Source organism: Arthrobacter sp. 05N425, from assembly GCF_056397125.1.
Map to the genome: position 1 here is coordinate 164,707 of NZ_JBFTMU010000006.1, position 18,625 is coordinate 183,331.

An 18,625-nucleotide genomic window follows, 5' to 3' on the forward strand; every position below is an offset into this window, starting at 1 on the left:
CCGGCCCCACGCATCAATCCTATGCGCAGGTACTGACTAAACTGGAGGCTGGATCCGGCGTCAACACCAGGAGGAATGTCCCCGTGAAGGTTATTGGAGAGCGCAAACGCGCCGTTACGGCCGTTGCCGCCGCCGGCGCCTTGCTGGCCCTGGCCGCGTGCACCCCGGGCCCGGGAGCCCCGTCGCCTTCGGCGTCTGCGTCTGCGCCGGCGGCGCAGTCCACCGCCCAGCCCTCCACCACGGCCCCTCCCAGCCCGTCCGCCGAGCCCGGCACCTCCGCCACTGTGGGTGCCCTGGTTGCGGGCTTCCCCAAGAAGCTGCTGCCGGTCATGCCGGGCGCACAGGTGGAATCCAGCAGTTTCGACAAGAACGGTGCTCCCGCGACCGTCGCCCTGGTGGCGAAAATCACCTCGCCGGCGGCGGGAGTGGTCGCGTACTACAGCAAGAAACTGGAAAGCCAGGGCTTCAAGGCAGTCCCCGGCGGCACCGTCGGTTCGGTGGCGTCCAAGGACTTCCTGCGCGGGGACAATGAAACCGTGAATCTCGCCGTCGTCGAGGCCGCCGGGGTCTCCACCTTCACGATCGGCGCCAACGTCGCCGCCGAGTCCGTCAAGTGAGCCTGGCCGAACAACTGCGGGTTGAGCAGACGGACTTCGTGGCCGCCGTCGCCGGCAAGCTGACCGACTTCCTCACCGCCCGCACCACGGTGATGTCCGCCATTTCCCCCGACATCGACCCGCTGATGGGGTCCATCTCCAACCTGGTCACCGGCGGCAAGCGCCTCCGGGCCCTGATGTGCTACTGGGGCTGGCGCGGGGCCGGGGGCGGCGCCGGAGCCCGCGAAGTGGTCACGGCCGGCTCGGCGCTGGAGCTGTTCCAGGCCGCGGCACTGATCCACGACGACATCATTGACCGCTCGGACACCCGCCGCGGCGGCCCCAGCGTGCACCGCCGCTTCAGCGAACTGCACGCGAGCCAGGGCTGGGCCCTGGATCCCGAGCGCTTCGGCCACGCGGCGGCGATCCTGACCGGCGACCTGTGCCTGTCCTTCAGCGAGGAATCGTTCACCGAAATCGGCGACCGGGCCGCCTCGGGCAGCCAGGCCCGGCTCATCTTCAACCTGATGCGCGCCGAAGTCATGGCCGGCCAGTACCTGGACATCCTGGAAGAGGTGGCCGGGCCGCACCGCGACCGTGCCGGCGCCGTCAGCCGCGCCCAGTCGATCATCCGCTTCAAGTCGGCCAAGTACTCCACCGAGCATCCGCTCGCGCTGGGCGGCGCCCTGGCCGGCGCCTCCGACGAGTTGCTGCGCGGCTACTCCGCGTTCGCCCTCCCCCTGGGCGAGGCTTTCCAGCTCCGCGACGATGTCCTGGGCGTCTTCGGCGACCCGGTCACCACCGGCAAACCGGCCGGTGATGATCTCCGCGAGGGCAAGCGTACGGTGCTGGTGGCCTTCGCCCTCGACCAGGCCGCGCCGGCGGAATCGAGCTTTCTCGACGCGAAGCTGGGCAGCCCGGACCTGAGCACCGCCGACGTCGAGGAGATCCGCCGCATCATTGTCGACTGCGGGGCACTGCAGGCCACGGAGGTCCTGATCGAGGAATTCGGCCGGGCCGCCTTCGACGCCTTGGACCTGCTGCCGCTGGAGGAGCTGCCCAAGACCGCGCTCCGGAAACTGGCTGAGGCCGCCGTCAGCCGCACCGCCTAAACGCAAGGCCAAAACACGCAGGCAGACGAAAACGGAGACGAAAAAGGCCGTGGACAGCGGGATCCGCCGTCCACGGCCTTTGCCGTATTACCAGAGCTTACTTTTGGGCCGTACTACCAGGCCATGGTCTGTGCCCGGCGGCGGATTTCGGTTTTGCGCCCTTCGCGGAGGGCATCGATCGGACGGCCGCGCAGGGACTCGTCCGGCGTGAACAGCCAGGTGATGAGTTCTTCGTCCGAATAGCCGGCGTCGGCGAGGACAACAATTGTGCCCTTCAAGCTCTCCACCGGGTGGCCGCCCTGGATGAACGCCGCGGGCACGGAACGGATCCGCCGGTCGCCGATCCGCACTGCCGCCAGCGCGCGCTCGTCAAGCAGCGCATGAACCTTAGTGATGGAAACGTTCAGCAGCTGGGCTACGTCGGGCAGGGGCAGCCATTCGCCTACAAGGCTTTCTACAGTACTCACGGATCAAGATTGCCATGCCGGGGCGGAATGCGCCTAGTCAGCCACGACCCAATAATGCGACCGCTTAACCCGGCGTATAAAAGGGACTGCGAAATGGCCGCCGGCGCGGACGCCTTCGCGGGCCCCGGCCGGGGCCCCTGGGCCGACACTCCCAATAGCCGCGTTGCAGAATGTCAAACAGTTCTTGTGCTAATTCGCAATTCATGAGAGATTCGCATAGATCACATTTGTAACTGCAGTATCTTCAGTCACACTGGTAACACCAGTAACACTGTCCGTGCTGCAGGGTTCGCCGCTGAGAAGAGGATCTTTCCCATGACGACGTCACGTTCGCCAAAGCCCAACCCGAGGCCCGGCCTCCCGCTGATTGCGGCGACGACGGCGGCTCTCCCCGCCGTCATGCTCTCCTCCTTGGCGATCGCACAGCCCGCTGCTGCCGAATCCCGCCCCCGGGCGATCCCGGCGACGCTGGCGGCGGCCATGAAGGCGCAGGGTCAGGCCGCCGCGGCACTGCCCTCGGCCCGGATTCCGGCAACCGAGGTTGCGGTAGCGCTGCCGACCGCGTTCCGCCCCGCCAAGGTCGCCGCACCGGCCCAGTACACGATCGTCCGCGGCGATACGATCAGCGCGATCGCCCACAAGTTCGGACTGAGCACCCAGTCCGTCCTTACGCTGAACAAGCTCCGCGCCAACTCCGTGATTTACCCTGGCCAGAAAATCAAGCTCACCGGCGGCCCCGCCGCGAAGGCAGCTCCGGCCAAGGCAGTCCCGGCGAAGGCTGCTCCGGTCCGGTCCGCCGGCAGCGTTTACACGGTCAAGTCCGGCGACACCCTGAGCGGCATTGCCGCCCGCCACGGGGTCAAGCTGTCGGACGTGTTCAGCCGGAACGGGCTCAACATGCGCTCGGTAATCCACCCTGGCCAGCGGATCAACATCGGCGCCGCCGCGGCAGCACCCGCGCCGGTCCGGACCGCGGCGCCGAAGCCCGCCCCCAAGCCCGCCCCGGCCCCAGTCAGCTCGGGGTCCTACACGATCAAATCCGGTGACACGCTCTCCGGTATTGCCGCCCGGCACGGCGTAAAGCTCTCCGCCGTCCTGTCGGCGAACCGGCTGACCATGAGCAGCATCATCTACCCCGGCCACAAGCTCGTCATTCCCGGTGCCGGCACCGGGACCTTGAAGCCCGCCTCAAGCCAGCCCGCGGCGACCGTGACCCCGCTCGTGCCCAGCACGTTCCTGGGGTTCAGCTACCCGAAGGCTGTCGTCAGCTCCGCCAACCAGAACAAGGCGCTGCTGAATGCCTCGCCGGTTCCCACCCGCGAGCAGATGAAGCAGATCGTGGCGGACACCGCACGCCGGATGGGTGTGGCGCCGTCGCTGGCCATGGCGTTCGCCTACCAGGAGTCCGGCTTCAACCACCGCTCGGTGTCCCCCGCGAACGCGATCGGCACCATGCAGGTCATTCCGTCCTCCGGAGGGTGGGCCTCGGAACTCGTGGGCCGCAAGCTGAACCTGCTGGATCCGTACGACAACGCCACGGCCGGCATCGCCATCATCCGCCAACTGGTCGCGACCAGCAAGAACCTGGACTACGCCATCGCGGGGTACTACCAGGGCCAGTACTCGGTGAGCACGAAGGGCATGTACGAGGATACGAAGGCCTATGTGGCGTCGATCAAGGCGCTGCAGAAGACCTTCAGCTAGAACCGCCAGCATCGCACGGGGCTGAGACCTCCGTCGCGTAACGATACGGGTCCGGGTTGCATGTCAATCCGGGCCCGTTTCCGTGCAGAGCTTAGGATCAAAGGGTGCAGGAATACACATCGGACGCTCTCGTCGGGACCCTGGTGGACAACCGGTACCTGATTCGATCCAAGCTGGCCCGAGGCGGGATGTCCACGGTGTACCTCGCCACCGACCGGCGGCTCGAGCGGGACGTGGCGCTCAAGGTCCTGCATCCGCACATGGCCGGAGACCCGCAGTTCCTGGACCGGCTGGGCCGCGAAGCCAAGGCCGCCGCCCGGCTGTCGCACCCGCACGTGGTGGGCGTCCTGGACCAGGGCGACGACGGCCCGCTGGCCTACCTGGTGATGGAATACATCAAGGGGCACACGCTGCGGGACGTGATCAAGGAAAAGGGAGCCCTCACGCCGAGGCTTGCCCTGGCGCTGATCGACCCGGTCGTGGAAGGACTCGGAGCCGCCCACGCGGCCGGCCTCATCCACCGCGACGTCAAGCCCGAGAACGTGCTCATCGCCGACGACGGCCGGATCAAGATCGGCGACTTCGGGCTGGCGCGGGCGATCACGACGACGACCAGCACCGGCGCCCTGRTCGGGACCGTCGCCTACCTCTCCCCCGAGCTCGTGCTGGGCCAGCAGGCCGACGCCCGCAGCGACATCTATTCACTCGGGATCATGCTCTACGAGATGATCACCGGTCGCCAGCCGTTCGACGGCGAGGTTCCCATCCAGGTCGCCTACCAGCACGTGAACTCGACCGTCGGGCCGCCGTCGGCCCTGGTCCCGGGGCTGGCCGAAGAACTCGACGAGCTCGTGCAGTGGTGCACGGCGAACGACCCGGACAAGCGCCCCGTCGACGGCAATGCATTGCTCTTCGAACTTCGACACATCCGCACCAACCTCAGCGACGCCRACTTGGACCTGCGGCCCCCGGCCGCCCTTGCGGCGCCCGTTGCCGGCGCCGCGGCGGCAGGCCCCGGCGGTTCCACACCCGGGCGGCCCGCGACGGAACCCCGCCCGGCCGCCGCTGAGGCACACACGGAATTCCTCGGTGGCCTCCAGCAGCCCACGGAAGTCATCAACCGCGGCAGCAACCCCACCACCGTCCTCGCCGGCAGGTCACGGCCCGGCGCTTACGGTCCGCTCGCCGCGCCGGAGGAACGAGAGTTTGGCGCCTATCCTGAGGATGCTCCGGACGGCCGTCCGGAGCCGGCAAGCAAGCGTGCACAACGCAAGCAGGACCGCGAGGAGGAAAAGGCGCGGCAGCGTGCTGCCGCGACCCCCAGCCGAAGCCTGCGGGCGGGCAACCCGCGGCGCCGGGGCCTGGCCTGGATCCTGGTGCTGGTCCTGGTGGCGCTGCTCGCGGCCGGCGCCGGTTGGTTCTTCGGCATGGGCCCGGGGTCTCCGGGGACCATTCCGCAGTTGGCCAACAAGACCGTGGCCGAAGCACAGCAGCTGCTCCGCACTGCCGGTTTCGAGTCGACCACCCGGGACGTCTTTGACGACGACGTGTCCCCTGGCCTCGTGGTCGGCTCGGAGCCGCAGGCGGGTCAGGTGGTCCGGAAATTCCAGTCCGTCTCGCTGGCCGTTTCGAAGGGTCCGGAGCTGTTTCCCCTGCCCCAGCTGACGGGCAAGTCGCTCGATGCGGCGAAGACGGCCCTCAATGGCGCCGGCATGGCGCTGGGCCCCGTCACCGAGCGCTACGACGAGGCCGCGGCGGCTGGAACCGTGCTGGCCCAGAAGCCGGGCGAAGGCACCCCCGCCAAGCACGGGACAGCCGTGGGGCTGACGGTCTCCAAGGGGCCGCGGCCCATCCCGGTGCCCGAGCTGCGCGGCAAGGACCAGGAGACCGCGGTGAAAACGCTGGAAGCCGCCGGGCTCAAAGCCGTCGTCGCCCCGGAAGCCGTTTTCGACCGGGAGGTGCCAAAGGGCGCGGTTGCCGGCCAGGACCCGGCCACCGGGAATCTCACCAAGGGCGGTGCCGTGACCCTGACGATCTCCAAGGGGCCGAAATTCGTCCAGGTCCCGGACGTGTTCCGCAAGCCGGAGGAGGAGGCGGTGCAGGCCCTCAAGGATGCCGGCTTCGAGGTGAAGGTCAACTACGCCTTCGGTTCATCCGTGCTGGGCCTGGTGGCCGGCCAGGACAAGACCGGGCGGCAGCCCGAAGGCTCACTCGTCACGATCACCGTGACCTGACTTCTGCCAAATAAGTAAGAGCTCCGCCCCGGCTGGAAACAGCCGGGGCGGAGCTCTTACTGCCTGTGGCGTCGCCGCCTGCGGCATCGGCCCGTGTCGGCCGGCGCGGCTTAGCGCTTGGCGAGGGCTCCCGCCACCAGGAACGCCATTTCGAGGGACTGCATGTGGTTCAGCCGCGGATCGCAGACGGATTCATAGCGGTCCAGGAAGGCGTCCTGATCGATCGGGTCGGCGCCGCCGAGGCACTCGGCCACGTCGTCGCCGGTCATTTCCACGTGCAGGCCGCCCGGAACGGTGCCGAGGCCGTGGTGCACCTCGAAGAAGCCGCGCACCTCGTCGATGACGTCGTCGAAGTTGCGGGTCTTGTAGCCGTTGGGCGAGGTCACCGTATTGCCGTGCATCGGATCGGTGACCCAGAGGACCTGGGCGCCGGAGGCGGTGACGCGCTCGACGATGGGAGGCAATTTCTCGCGGATGTTGCCGGCGCCCATCCGGGTGATGAAGGTCAGGCGGCCGGGTTCCCGGTTGGGGTCAAGCTTGTCGATCAGGCGGAGGGCGTCCTCGCCGGTGGTCGAGGGGCCCAGCTTGACGCCGATCGGGTTGCGGACGCGGGAGAGGAAATCGACGTGCGCGTGGTCCAGTTCCCGGGTGCGCTCCCCGATCCACAGGAAATGCGCCGAGGTGTCGTACGGCAGGCCGGTTCGCGAGTCGATGCGGGTCAGGGCCCGCTCGTAGTCCAGCAGCAACGCCTCGTGGCTGGCGTAGAACTCGACGCGCTTAAGCGCCTCGAAGTCCGCGCCGCAGGAGGACATGAACTTGATGGCCCGGTCGATGTCGCGGGCCAGGGATTCGTAACGCGCGTGCGCCGGGTTCTCGGTGAAGCCCTTGTTCCACTGGTGCACCAGCCTCAGGTCGGCGAAGCCGCCCTGCGTGAACGCCCGGATCAGGTTCAGGGTCGATGCCGAGGTGTGGTACGCCTTGAGCATCCGGCTGGCGTCGTGCGCGCGGGACTCCGGCGTGAAGTCATAGCCGTTGACGATGTCGCCGCGGTAAGCCGGCAGCGTGACGCCGTCGCGGGTTTCATCGTTGGACGAGCGCGGCTTGGCGAACTGGCCCGCCATCCGGCCCATCTTGATCACGGGCATCGCCGCGCCATAGGTGAGCACGACGGCCATCTGCAGGATGGTCTTGACCCGGGCGCTGATCTTGTCCGCCGTGGCGGCTTCGAAGGTCTCCGCGCAGTCACCGCCCTGGAGCAGGAACGCCTTGCCCTGCGCGGCCGCGGCGAGCCGTTCGCGCAGGATGTCCACTTCGCCGGCGAAGACGAGCGGCGGCAGCACCGAGAGTTCCTTGACCGAGGCCTCAAAGACTGCCGCGTCGGACCAGCTGGGCTGTTGCGAGGCAGGCAGCTCCCGCCAGTGGTCCAGTCCCGGATAGTTGGCGGCGCCGCTCTGGGCCGTGCTCGTGAAAGCAGAACCGGCAAAAGCGGAGCCTGCGGGGGCGGGGCCCGCCGGCGTGGAGTTGTTCAGGGACGTCGAAGGCGCAGATAGCTCAGTCACCCTCTAAGGATAGTTGCCTCCGCGTTGAACGGCGGCGCCCGGCGTCATTGACCGCAGGCGCCCCGTCACACAGTTCCGGGCGTCTCCGGTTCCTGGCCGGCGCCGGCCTCCGGTGCCTCGGTGGCTTTTCCGGCGAGACGCAGTTTGACGACGGCGGCGTACTCGTCGACGTATTCCTGGCCGGAGAGCCGCATCAGTTCGTACATGATTTCGTCCGTTACGGAACGCTGGATCAGGCGGTCGTCTTCCATGCCGTAGTAGCGGCTGAAGTCCAGCGGTTCGCCGAAGATCATCCCGATCCGGCGGATGTTGGGCATCCGCTTGCCGATGGGCTGGACCTTGTCGGTGCCGATCATCGCGACCGGGATCACCGGGACCCGGGCCTGCAGGGCGAGCCGGGCGACCCCGACCTTGCCGCGGTACAGGCGGGCGTCCGGACTGCGGGTGCCTTCGGGGTAGATGCCCAGGAGCGAACCGTTCTTCAGCACATCCATGCCGGCATCAAGCGAGCGGGCGGACGCCGCTCCCCCGGACCGGTCCATCGGCAGCTGGTTGGTCAGCCGGAAGAAGGCGGCGGTCAGTTTGCCTTTGATTCCCTTGCCGGTGAAGTACTCGGATTTCGCCAGGAACACCACCGGCCGGGGCACCATCAGCGGCATGAAGATGGAATCGGAGAAAGAAAGGTGGTTTGAGGCCAGGATCGCGGCGCCCTCGGCCGGAACATTGTCCAGGCCTTTGACCCACGGCCGGAAGAGCGTCTTCAGGACCGGCCCAAGGACGAACGTCTTCATGAACCAATAAAACACGTGGTGTACCTCTCCGGCAGGCGTCTGGCCGGCCCTTCTTCGGACCCGGCCAGGACTTCAGTGACACCCTACTCTAGTGAGTTTTGTCGGGAACAGTGACACGATGGGCTCATGAGCGAAAGCAGCACTCCAGTGGCGCCTGCCGCTTTTCGCTACCCCGGCCACGGCGCCAATGCGGGCACCGGCGTCGCGATCTGCCATGGCTTTACCGGTAGCCCCCTGAGTGTGCTTCCCTGGGCCGAGCACCTGGCCTCCCTCGGGTTCGCCGTCTCCGTCCCGCTGCTGCCCGGCCACGGCACCGACTGGCGGGATCTCGCCCGGCACGGCTGGCAGGACTGGTACGGCGCCTTCGAGGCCGCGTACCTGGACCTGGCCGCCGGAACCCGCTCTTGCTTCGTGGCGGGCCTGTCCATGGGCGGAACCATCGCGCTGCGCACCGCTGCCCGCCACCGCGTGGCCGGCGTCGCCGTCGTGAACCCCGGGCTCAGTTTCTACGACCGCCGGGTGCGCTACATCGGGGTGCTCAAGTACCTGCAGCGCACCACCGTCCCGCTCCAGGAGACGGAGTCGACGGCGGCCGCCACCCAGGACGGCGACTACTCACTGACCCCGCTCGCGGCCGTCCACCAACTGCGCAAGCTCTTCACCGCGACACTGCGCGAACTGCCCGCCGTCGACGTTCCGGCTATCGTGTTCAAGTCCGACACGGACGCGGTGGTGCCGCCGACCTCGCTGGAGCTGCTCCGCGGGCGCCTCGGATCGCCGGACCTTACGGTGGTCCCGCTGCCGTCCAGCGGCCACGTTGCGACGCTCGACGTCGACGCTCCCGTAATCTTTTCGCAGTCCGCCCGCTTCTTCCGGGAGCACGCGGCCCCGTCCCCAGCCCAGTCCACTGTCCCCGCAGGCCCTCAGCAGCCAGTAAAAACTGAGCAGCCATGAACCACGGAGCATCCATGAGCACAGCCGCCGACCACTCGCCGTACAGCAGTCCGTTCACCGGATCCGGTCCCCGGACCGGCGTCGTGGTCTCCCATGGGTTCACCGGCAGCCCGCACGGCGTCCGGGCGTGGGCCGAGTCCCTGGCCGCGGCCGGCTACGCGGTCCGGATGCCGCTGCTGCCCGGGCACGGCACGAGCTGGCAGGAACTGGCCCGGACACGCTGGCAGGACTGGCATGCCGGACTCGACGCCGCCTACCTGGAACTGGCCTCGGAGTGCGACCACGTCGTGGTGGCGGGGCTCTCGATGGGCGGCGCCCTCGCGCTGCGGCTGGCGGCCACCCGCCCCGTGGCCGGGGCGGTGCTGGTGAACCCCGGCCTGGTCATCGATGATCCCCGCGCGCCGCTGGCCGGGATCCTGAAATTCATGCTGAAGAGCACCCCGGCGATCGCCAATGACATCCTCAAGGAAGGCGTGGATGAAGGCGCCTATCCGCGGACCCCGGTCGCGGCGGCCCACGAGCTGAACAAGATGTTCAAGGACACCCTGCGGCTGCTGCCCCGGATCACGGCCCCGGTCCGGGTCTACCGGTCCACCGTGGACCACGTCGTTTCCGACGCCAGCCTGGCCGCCCTGCGCCGCGGACTGAGCAACGCCCCGCTGGAGGTCATCCGGCTGGAGAACAGCTACCACGTGGCTACCATGGACAACGACGCGCCACAGATCTTCCGCGGCACAGCGGAGTTCATCCGGTCTGTCGTGGAAGGGCCCAACCCGGGCGCCGCCGGTGCCAGCCAGAAAGAAACGGCAGATGACTAGATTCGACCCGGGCTCGCCGGACCCCGATTCCCCGGACTCCAGCGCCAACGAGGACGACGCCGTCTGGCTGGATCTGGTCGCCAGGCTGGAGGGCACCGACTCCGGTCCGGCCGGCAGCGCCGACGCCGGAAGCCCCGCCGCGCGGACGTTCCGCGACTTCGACCCGCTGGGCCTTGCGGCACCGGCACCGGCACCGGTCGAACCCCGGGCCGGCGGCCGGGCGGCCTCGCTGGGCGGGAGTGACGACGCCGCGGCCGGCCAGGGCGCCTCCGGCCCGCGGGACTACGAACCGGACGACGACGACGGCGCGTTCGTCCCCGAAGAGCCGCCCAGCCTGGCCGGGTCCGACCCGCTGACGATGCTCGCATGGCTGGGCGCCGTCGGCGGCCCGATCGCGCTGATGCTGTCCGCCATTTTCTGGCGGAGCGCACCGCTGCTGGCGGTCGTCGGCATGGTGGTCGCCTTCGCGGCGTCGGTGGTGTTCCTGATCATGAAGCTGCCGCAGGAGAAGGACGAGAACGACGACGGGGCCCGCGTTTAGCCGGATGCTGTCCGGCTGGCGGCTGCGGAGCCGCCCGCGCGCCGGCTAGCTGCGCATGCGGCTGCTGACCCGGGAAAGGTCGGCCGCGCCGATCAGCCCGGCATTGGGGCCCAGCGCGGCCAGTTCAATCGTGGCCGCCGGGCGGAACCCGCGGCCGGTCAGGTTCCGGGCAAAGGCCTTCCGCGCCGGTTCCACGAGGAGTTCGCCGGCGTCGCAGAGCCCGCCGCCGATGACGAAGGTTCCCGGGTCCAGGGCCGCCGCCAGGTTCGCCAGTCCCAGGCCGAGCCATTCCCCCACGTCTTCGAGGAGTTCACGCGCGGTGGGATCGCCGGCCTTGGCGAGTTCGGTGACGACCACGCCCGTGATCCGGTCGGCATGGCCGTGCACTGCTTTGAGCAGCTCCTGGGCCACCGGCGAGTTGGCTGCGGCGAGTTCCCGGGCCTCCCGGCCAAGGGCGTTCCCCGAGGCGTACTGCTCCCAGCAGCCGCGGTTGCCGCACTCGCAGCGGTGGCCGCCGGGCATGATGATCTGGTGGCCGAATTCACCGGCCACGCCGAAGCGCCCACGTTCGAGCCGCCCGTCCATCACCATGGCCCCGCCGATTCCGGTGCCCAGGGTAATGCAGACCAGCCGGCTCTCGCCCTTCCCGGCGCCAAAGCGCCACTCCGCCCAGCCGGCGGCGTCGGCGTCGTTGGTCAGCAGCACCGGACGGCGGAGCAGCCGCTGAAGGTTCTCACGCAGCGGTTCGTTGCGCCAGGCCAGGTGCGGGCTGAACAGCACGGTGGCGCCGTCGAGGTCCATCCACCCGGCCGCGCCGATGCCGACCGACCAGATGCGGTGGCCCCGGCCCAGTTCCTCCACGAGTTCGACGATCACCTGCTCGACGGCGCGCGGATCGCTGCCCGGCGTTGACCGCTTGGCCTGGCTGAGGATGCGCCCTTCCGCGTCCACAACGCCGGCCGCCACCTTTGTGCCGCCGATGTCGACGCCGATCGCGAGGCCCTTGCGCCCGAGCCGCAGGTGTTCACGGAAACTGCCGGCCTCGGAGGCGCCGGAAAAGCCCTGCATCCGGCGCCGCCAGGCGGCCGTCCTGCGCTGCGGTCCGGGCTTCTGGCCGGGTGTTGGAGTATGCATCGTTCCCCATTCTAGGGCCCTCAGCGAGCGGCGCGGCCGGGCCGCCGGCCCTCTCCCGGGTGGCGCAACACGGGCCTTGTCCGTAAAGTTACTCGCCAGTAGGTGAAGTGGAACACACCCCGCCGGGGCCACATACTACTGTTAGTCGTACCCCCCTTGCGGGCCAATGGATATCAAAGGAGCTATCGTGCGAGAAATCAGTGTCCCGCCCCTGGTCACCGTCCCACCGGAGACGAACGTAACGGACCTGGTCCTGCGCCAGGCCGCGAAGGCGTCCAACCCGGCCCTGTTCTCACGGCTCGACGCCGCAGGCCAGTGGCAGGACGTCCGGGCGACCGATTTCCTGGCCGATGTCTCCCTGCTCGCCAAGGGCCTGATGGCCAGCGGCGTGGCTGCCGGCGACCGGGTCGGCATCATGTCCCGCACCCGGTACGAATGGGCCCTGATCGACTTCGCGATCTGGTTTGCCGGCGCCGTCTCGGTCCCGATCTATGAAACGTCCTCCCCCTCACAGGTTGCCTGGAACCTCGGCGACTCCGGCGCCGTCGCCGCCTTCGGCGAGTCCGCCCACCATGAGGACATCATCCGGCAGGCTGCCGGCTCCGAGGGCCTCACCGGGCTGAGGCACGTCTGGCAGCTGGAAGGTGACGCCCTCGACGAGGTCCGCGCCGCCGGCAGCGGGATCAGCGACGAGGAACTCGAAGCCCGCCGCAGTCAGGCCTCGCTCAACGATCTCGCCACCATCATCTACACCTCCGGCACCACCGGCCGGCCCAAGGGCTGCGAGCTGACCCACGGCAACTTCGTGGAGCTCTCCGACAATGTGCTGGCCACGTCCCTGGGCCAGATCGTCCACGAGCAGGCGCGGACCATCATGTTCCTCCCGCTCGCGCACGTCTTCGCCCGCTTCATTTCTGTGCTGGCGGTGGCGGCCGGCGTTACCGTGGCGCACACTCCGGACATCAAGAACCTGCTGCCGGACCTGCAGAGCTACAAGCCGACCTTCATCCTCGCGGTGCCGCGGGTCTTCGAAAAGGTCTACAACTCCGCTCTGACCAAGGCCGAGGACGGCGGTAAGGGAGCGATCTTCCATCGCGCCGCGGAAACCGCCATCGCCTATTCGCGGGCTCGCCAGGCGGGCAAGCTGGGCCTGGCCCTGCGGCTCAAGCACACCCTGTTTGACAAGCTCGTCTACGGCAAGCTCCGCGACGCCATGGGCGGCCAGGTCGCGCACGCGGTGTCCGGCGGCGGCCCGCTCGGCGAACGCCTCGGCCACTTCTTCCAAGGCATCGGCCTGCAGATCCTCGAAGGCTACGGCCTGACCGAAACCACCGCCCCGGTCACGGTCAACACGCCCGGCCTGATCAAGATCGGCACCGTCGGCGCGCCGATTCCCGGCAACGCCGTGAAGATCGCCGACGACGGCGAGATTCTCGCCAAGGGCGTCTGCGTGATGCGGGGCTACTTCAACCGGGAGGACCTCACGGCCGAAGCCTTCGTGGACGGCTGGTTCCGCACCGGCGACATCGGCCAGCTTGACGGGCAGGGCTTCCTGACCATCACCGGGCGGAAGAAGGAAATCATCGTCACCGCCGGCGGCAAGAACGTGGTGCCGGCCCTGCTCGAGGACCAGATCCGCGCCGACGCGCTGGTTTCGCAGGTCCTTGTGGTCGGAGACAACCGTCCGTTCATCGGCGCCCTCGTGACGCTCGACGAGGAGGCGCTCCCGGGCTGGCTGCAGCGCCACGGCCTGCCGGCGTCGACCACGGTGGCCGAGGCGACCGTAAACCCCGCCGTCACGGCGGCGGTCCAGGAGCTGATCAACCGTGCGAACCAGTCCGTCTCGCAGGCCGAGGCCATCAAGTCGTTCCGGATTGTTCCCTCCGATTTCACCGAGGCCTCCGGCCACCTGACGCCGTCCATGAAGGTCAAGCGCGCCCAGGTGATGAAGGACTTCGAGAACGTGATCGAGGAGATGTACTCCGCGAAGCGCACCACGCACGCCTAAGACCCGCTTCAACGCGTTGGCATAAACCAGGAAGGGCTCCCCCGGCCGTGGCCGGAGGAGCCCTTTCTGCTGTGCTGCCGTGTCCGGCCGCGCTACTCCACGACCAGCAGCAGGTCGCCGCCCTGGACCTGCTCGACGGGGCCGACGGCGAGCCGCGACACGGTCCCGGCCACCGGCGTCGTGATCGAGGCTTCCATCTTCATGGCCTCGATGGTCGCGACCGTGTCCCCGGCCTTGACCGCGTCGCCGGCCTTGACGGTCAGGGTGACGGCGCCGGCGAACGGCGCGGCGACCTGGCCCGGCTGCGAGGCGTCGGCCCGCTCGGCGGCCTTGACGTTGCTGACCACGGAGCGGTCACGGACCACCACGGGCCGGGACTGTCCGTTGAGCGTGCACATCACGGTCCGCATGCCCTTCTCGTCCGGCTCGGAGACGGCCTCGAGCGAAGCGATCAGACGCACGCCCTTCTCCAGCTCGATCTCGTGCTCGGCGCCGCGCTGCAGGCCGAAGAGGTAGTCGCGGGTGTCCAGGACGGAAAGGTTTCCGTAGGCCTCGACACTCTTCTGGTAGTCCTTGGTGGGACCGGCAAAGAGCAGCCGGTTGAGGGTCTGCTGCACCGTCCTGGAGTCGCCCTTAAGCGCGGCACTATCTTCGGCGCTGAGTTCGACGTCGCGGACCTTGACGCTGCGGCCCTGCAGGGCCTTGGTCCGGAACGGCTCGGGCCAGCCGCCGGGAGGGTCTCCCAGTTCGCCGGAGAGGAAGCCGATCACGGAGTCCGGGATGTCGTACTTCTGCGGGTTCTCGTTGAAGTCCGCCGGGTCCGCGTTGAGGCCGACCAGGTGCAGGGCGAGGTCGCCCACCACCTTGGACGAGGGCGTGACCTTCACGAGCCGGCCCAGGATGCGGTCCGCTGCGGTGTACATGTCCTCGATCGCTTCGAAGCGTTCGCCCAGCCCCAGCGCGATCGCCTGCTGGCGCAGGTTGGAGAGCTGGCCGCCGGGGATCTCGTGCTGGTAGACCCGGCCGGTGGGGCCCGGCAGTCCCGACTCGAACGGGGCGTAAACGCGGCGCACAGCCTCCCAGTACGGTTCCAGGGCGCACACATTGGCCAGGCTCAGGCCGGTGTCCCGCGGCGTGTGGGCCAGCGCCGCGACGAGGGCCGAGGCGGAGGGCTGGCTGGTGGTGCCGGCGAGCGAGGCCGAGGCGACGTCGACGGCGTCCACGCCGGCGTCCACTGCAGCCAGCAGGGTGGCCAGCTGGCCGCCCGCCGTGTCGTGGGTGTGCAGGTGTACCGGGAGGTCGAACTTCTCCCGCAGGGCCGTCACGAGGCGGGCTGCCGCCGCCGGGCGCAGCAGTCCGGCCATGTCCTTGATCGCGAGGATGTGCGCGCCGGCGTCGACGATCTTCTGGGCCAGGTCCAGGTAGTAGTCGAGGGTGTACAGCTTCTCGTCCGGATCGAGCATGTCCGCGGTGTAGCAGAGGGCGACCTCGGCCACGGCGGTGCCGGTGGCGCGGACGGCGCGGATGGCGGGGGCCATCTGGTTGACGTCGTTGAGGGCGTCGAAGATGCGGAAGATGTCGATGCCGGTCGCGGCGGCCTCGTTGACGAAGGCCACCGTCACCTCTTCCGGGTATGGCGTGTAGCCGACGGTGTTCCGGCCGCGGAGCAGCATCTGCAGGCAGATGTTCGGCAGCGCCTTGCGCAGCGCGGCCAGGCGGTCCCAGGGGTCCTCGCCCAGGAAGCGGAGGGCGACGTCGTAGGTCGCGCCGCCCCAGGCCTCGACGGAGAGCAGTTCGGGCAGCAGCTTGGATACTGCCGGTCCGGCCGCCACGAGGTCCCGGGTCCGGACGCGGGTGGCCAGCAGGGACTGGTGCGCGTCGCGGAAGGTGGTGTCGGTGACGGCGACGGCGTCCTGCTCGCGCAGGGCCTTCGCGAAGCCCTCCGGGCCGAGTTCGAGCAGCCGCTGCCGGGACCCCAAGGGGGCGTCACTGTCCGTCAGGGCGGGCAGCTTGTCGGCCGGGTCGGTGTGTGCCGTGAGCTCGCCGTTGGGCTTGTTGACGGTGACCTCGGCGAGCCACGTCAGCAGCTTGGTGCCGCGGTCCGCGGAGACGCGGGCCTTGAGCAGTTCGGGGCGTTCGTCGATGAACGAGGTGGCGACGTCACCGGCGACGAAGTCCGGGTCGTCCAGGACGGCCTGCAGGAAGGAAATGTTGGTGGAGACGCCGCGGATCCGGAACTCGGCCAGGGCGCGCCGGGCGCGGGCGACGGCGGTCTTGTAGTCGCGGCCGCGGCAGGTCAGCTTGACCAGCATCGAGTCGAAGTGCGGGCTGATCTCGGCGCCGGAGTAGACGGTGCCGCCGTCGAGCCGCACACCGGCCCCGCCGGCCGAACGGTAGCCGGTGATCTTTCCGACGTCGGGGCGGAAGCCGTTTGCCGGGTCCTCGGTGGTGATGCGGGACTGCAGTGCGGCGCCGTTGAGCTTGACGGTCTCCTGCGAGAGGCCGAGGTCGGCGAGGGTCTCCCCCGAGGCGATCCGCAGCTGGGCCTGGACGAGGTCGACGTCGGTGACTTCCTCGGTGACGGTGTGCTCGACCTGGATGCGCGGGTTCATCTCGATGAAGACGTGCTGGCCGGCCCGCTCGCCCACGGTGTCGACGAGGAACTCCACGGTGCCGGCGTTGACGTAGTTCAGGGCCTTGGCGAACTTCACGGCGTCCCGGTAGAGCGCCTGCCGGATGCCCTCATCGAGGTTCGGCGCGGGGGCAATCTCGATCACCTTCTGGTGGCGGCGCTGGATGGAGCAGTCGCGCTCGAAGAGGTGCATGACGTTGCCCTCGGCGTCGGCGAGGATCTGCACTTCGATGTGCCGCGGGCGCAGCACCGCCTGTTCCAGGAACATGGTGGGGTCACCAAAGGCGGCGTCGGCCTCGCGCATGGCGGCCTGCAGGGCCTCGGGCAGCGCGTCCCGGGTGTCCACCCGGCGCATGCCGCGGCCGCCGCCGCCGGCGACGGCCTTCGCAAAGATGGGGAAGCCGATTTCGTCCGCGGCGGCGATGAGTTCGTCGACGTCCTTGGACGGTTGGCTCGACTTGAGCACCGGGACGCCGGCCTTGCGGGCGGCCTCCAGTGCGGCGACCTTGTTGCCGGCCAGTTCAAGGACTTCTGCCGGCGGTCCAACGAAGGTGATGCCGGCGGCAGCCGCGGCGCGCGCCAGGTTGGGGTTCTCCGAGAGGAATCCGTAGCCGGGGTAGATCGCGTCGGCCCCGGCCTCCTTCGCCACGCGCACCACCTCGTCGACATCGAGGTACGCCCGGACCGGGTGCCCCTCCTCGCCGATCAGGTACGCCTCATCCGCCTTCTGGCGGTGGATCGAGTTACGGTCCTCGGTCGGGAACACTGCAACGGTCTTGGCACCCAGCTCATAGCTGGCGCGGAAGGCGCGGATGGCGATTTCGCCGCGGTTAGCCACCAGAATCTTGGAAAACATACTTCTCCTGCATCATCGCGGGTGGTTCGGTAAGTCGTCACAGTTTCTAAGACTGGTGTGCGCAAACACAAATCATTGTGGCGCCCATCACAGCATTATGCGTCATTTCGGCGGCATTGGGCAGATCGCTGTCGCGCGGGGGGCTCCGCCGCGGTCCGGGCACCCGCCGGCCCGGATAAGTCGGGCCGGATGAGAAAGGTTTCGGTGCCTGGTCAACATATGATGAGTTGGTGGGTGGCGCATGCACGCCCCGGTCCGAAGGAACGCACGGGCCGGCATGACCCAGTCTCGGCAACCGGCGTTAGGTATTGGTTTTTCAAGTGCAAGTAGTCAGCATCAGCAGCCTCAAAGGCGGTGTCGGCAAGACCTCCGTGACAACCGGACTGGCGTCGGCCGCACTCGCAGCCGGCATCCCCACCCTCGTGGTCGACCTTGACCCGCACGCGGATGCCAGCACCGCCCTCGGCGTCCGGCCCGATGAACAACTCGACATCGGCCGGATGCTCAAGTCCCCGCGCCGGGCCCGCCTCGCCGACAACGTTGTCCCCAGCGGATGGGTGGAGCACAGCGCTTCTTCCAAGAGAACAGCAGCGTCCGTACTGGATGTCGCCATCGGCTCGGCCTATACCGGAATCTACGACCGGCCCGACCTCGGCCGCCGCGACCTGCGCCGACTCTCCGCCGTGCTGGCAGGTGCCGGGCAGTACGAACTCGTGCTGATCGACTGCCCGCCCTCGCTGAACGGCCTGACCCGGATGGCCTGGTCCGCCAGCGACAAGGTCGCCCTGGTCGCCGAGCCGGGACTGTTCTCCGTCGCGGGCACCGAGCGCACCATGCGCGCCATCCAGCTGTTCCGGCAGGAATTCGCGCCAGGCCTCTCCCCCGCAGGCATTGTCGCCAACCGGGTGCGGACCGGCTCCTCGGAGCACACCTTCCGTCTGGCCGAGATGCAGTCCATGTTCGGCGAACTGCTGCTCACCCCGCACATCCCGGAGCAGGCGAACTGGCAGCAGATCCAGGGCGCGGCCCACTCGGTCCATCACTGGCCCGGGGACTCCGCCAAGAACGCCGCGGCGTTGTTCGACACGCTGCTAGGCAACCTGATGGGGGCCGGCGGTACCGGGGAGCTGGCGGCTGCGGGCATGGTCCGCAACCGCAGCCAGCGTTAGCTGTACTGTTCCGGTTCGAAGTCCGGCCTCCCGGATGGAGGACAACAAGA

14 protein-coding genes are annotated in these 18,625 nt (G+C 68.7%); 9 read left to right on the top strand and 5 right to left on the bottom strand.

The genetic code is table 11. The features are described 5' to 3' along the window. The first annotated feature begins 83 nt into the window (after positions 1 to 83). Together AC1DGE_RS10795 and AC1DGE_RS10800 are read left to right on the top strand one after the other, a co-directional pair. A complete protein-coding gene (locus AC1DGE_RS10795; protein ID WP_441418889.1) occupies positions 84 to 617 on the top strand; it encodes a hypothetical protein in 534 nt (177 codons plus the stop codon). After that, on the top strand, positions 614 to 1,708 hold the full coding sequence (locus AC1DGE_RS10800; protein WP_476909497.1) for a polyprenyl synthetase family protein: 1,095 nt from the start codon (positions 614 to 616) through the stop codon (positions 1,706 to 1,708). The genes AC1DGE_RS10795 and AC1DGE_RS10800 overlap by 4 nt, the downstream gene beginning before the upstream one ends. A 113-nt stretch (positions 1,709 to 1,821) precedes the next feature. Here the strand turns inward: AC1DGE_RS10800 and AC1DGE_RS10805 are convergent, their stop codons facing one another. Further along, the gene (locus tag AC1DGE_RS10805) at positions 1,822 to 2,175 is read right to left on the bottom strand and encodes an Rv2175c family DNA-binding protein (RefSeq protein ID WP_476917445.1); all 354 of its coding nucleotides are present in this window, start codon (positions 2,173 to 2,175) and stop codon (positions 1,822 to 1,824) included. Positions 2,176 to 2,490: 315 nt separating this feature from the next. Here AC1DGE_RS10805 and AC1DGE_RS10810 point away from each other — a divergent pair, with 315 nt between their 5' ends. Together AC1DGE_RS10810 and AC1DGE_RS10815 are read left to right on the top strand one after the other, a co-directional pair. After that, a complete protein-coding gene (locus tag AC1DGE_RS10810) occupies positions 2,491 to 3,879 on the top strand; it encodes a lytic transglycosylase (protein ID WP_476917446.1) in 1,389 nt (462 codons plus the stop codon). 104 nt (positions 3,880 to 3,983) lie between these two features. Next, complete coding sequence (locus AC1DGE_RS10815) at positions 3,984 to 6,113, top strand: protein kinase domain-containing protein (RefSeq protein WP_476917447.1); 2,130 nt, start codon at positions 3,984 to 3,986, stop codon at positions 6,111 to 6,113. A 110-nt stretch (positions 6,114 to 6,223) separates the two neighbouring features. On the opposite strand, the gene AC1DGE_RS10820 is transcribed toward AC1DGE_RS10815, so the two are convergent. Further along, on the bottom strand, positions 6,224 to 7,672 hold the full coding sequence (locus AC1DGE_RS10820) for a class II 3-deoxy-7-phosphoheptulonate synthase (protein ID WP_441418894.1): 1,449 nt from the start codon (positions 7,670 to 7,672) through the stop codon (positions 6,224 to 6,226). 65 nt (positions 7,673 to 7,737) lie between these two features. Beyond that, positions 7,738 to 8,478, bottom strand: a complete 741-nt coding sequence (locus AC1DGE_RS10825) for a lysophospholipid acyltransferase family protein (protein ID WP_175321586.1) — start codon at positions 8,476 to 8,478, stop codon at positions 7,738 to 7,740. Positions 8,479 to 8,589: 111 nt separating this feature from the next. Here AC1DGE_RS10825 and AC1DGE_RS10830 point away from each other — a divergent pair, with 111 nt between their 5' ends. From AC1DGE_RS10830 to AC1DGE_RS10840, 3 genes are read left to right on the top strand one after another with little or no spacing between them, the layout of a single operon-like run. After that, positions 8,590 to 9,417: an alpha/beta hydrolase gene (locus AC1DGE_RS10830; RefSeq protein WP_476917448.1), complete on the top strand. Its 828-nt coding sequence runs from the start codon at positions 8,590 to 8,592 to the stop codon at positions 9,415 to 9,417. A gap of 14 nt (positions 9,418 to 9,431) precedes the next feature. Beyond that, complete coding sequence (locus tag AC1DGE_RS10835) at positions 9,432 to 10,235, top strand: alpha/beta hydrolase (RefSeq protein WP_476917449.1); 804 nt, start codon at positions 9,432 to 9,434, stop codon at positions 10,233 to 10,235. Further along, the gene (locus AC1DGE_RS10840) at positions 10,228 to 10,776 is read left to right on the top strand and encodes a hypothetical protein (protein ID WP_476917450.1); all 549 of its coding nucleotides are present in this window, start codon (positions 10,228 to 10,230) and stop codon (positions 10,774 to 10,776) included. The genes AC1DGE_RS10835 and AC1DGE_RS10840 overlap by 8 nt, the downstream gene beginning before the upstream one ends. Positions 10,777 to 10,821: 45 nt before the next feature. On the opposite strand, the gene AC1DGE_RS10845 is transcribed toward AC1DGE_RS10840, so the two are convergent. Next, positions 10,822 to 11,844 carry an ROK family glucokinase gene (locus AC1DGE_RS10845; RefSeq protein WP_476909556.1) on the bottom strand — a complete coding sequence of 341 codons (1,023 nt, stop codon included), beginning with the start codon at positions 11,842 to 11,844 and terminating at the stop codon, positions 10,822 to 10,824. Positions 11,845 to 12,097: 253 nt separating this feature from the next. Here AC1DGE_RS10845 and AC1DGE_RS10850 point away from each other — a divergent pair, with 253 nt between their 5' ends. After that, complete coding sequence (locus AC1DGE_RS10850; protein ID WP_476909492.1) at positions 12,098 to 13,918, top strand: AMP-dependent synthetase/ligase; 1,821 nt, start codon at positions 12,098 to 12,100, stop codon at positions 13,916 to 13,918. Positions 13,919 to 14,010: 92 nt separating this feature from the next. Here AC1DGE_RS10850 and AC1DGE_RS10855 read toward each other — a convergent pair whose 3' ends face one another. Then, the gene (locus tag AC1DGE_RS10855) at positions 14,011 to 17,406 is read right to left on the bottom strand and encodes a pyruvate carboxylase (protein WP_476892762.1); all 3,396 of its coding nucleotides are present in this window, start codon (positions 17,404 to 17,406) and stop codon (positions 14,011 to 14,013) included. Positions 17,407 to 17,726: 320 nt separating this feature from the next. Between AC1DGE_RS10855 and AC1DGE_RS10860 the strand changes: the two genes are divergently transcribed. Next, the gene (locus AC1DGE_RS10860) at positions 17,727 to 18,575 is read left to right on the top strand and encodes a ParA family protein (RefSeq protein WP_476917451.1); all 849 of its coding nucleotides are present in this window, start codon (positions 17,727 to 17,729) and stop codon (positions 18,573 to 18,575) included. Positions 18,576 to 18,625: the final 50 nt, after the last annotated feature.

What these genes read in the sequence shown, in the direction of transcription:
- AC1DGE_RS10810 (WP_476917446.1), top strand. Translation starts at nt 2,491, where the DNA reads ATGACGACGTCACGTTCGCCAAAGCCCAACCCGAGGCCCGGCCTCCCG.
- AC1DGE_RS10830 (WP_476917448.1), top strand. Translation starts at nt 8,590, where the DNA reads ATGAGCGAAAGCAGCACTCCAGTGGCGCCTGCCGCTTTTCGCTACCCC.
- AC1DGE_RS10835 (WP_476917449.1), top strand. Translation starts at nt 9,432, where the DNA reads ATGAGCACAGCCGCCGACCACTCGCCGTACAGCAGTCCGTTCACCGGA.
- AC1DGE_RS10840 (WP_476917450.1), top strand. Translation starts at nt 10,228, where the DNA reads ATGACTAGATTCGACCCGGGCTCGCCGGACCCCGATTCCCCGGACTCC.
- AC1DGE_RS10845 (WP_476909556.1), bottom strand. Translation starts at nt 11,844, where the DNA reads ATGCAGGGCTTTTCCGGCGCCTCCGAGGCCGGCAGTTTCCGTGAACAC.
- AC1DGE_RS10855 (WP_476892762.1), bottom strand. Translation starts at nt 17,406, where the DNA reads ATGTTTTCCAAGATTCTGGTGGCTAACCGCGGCGAAATCGCCATCCGC.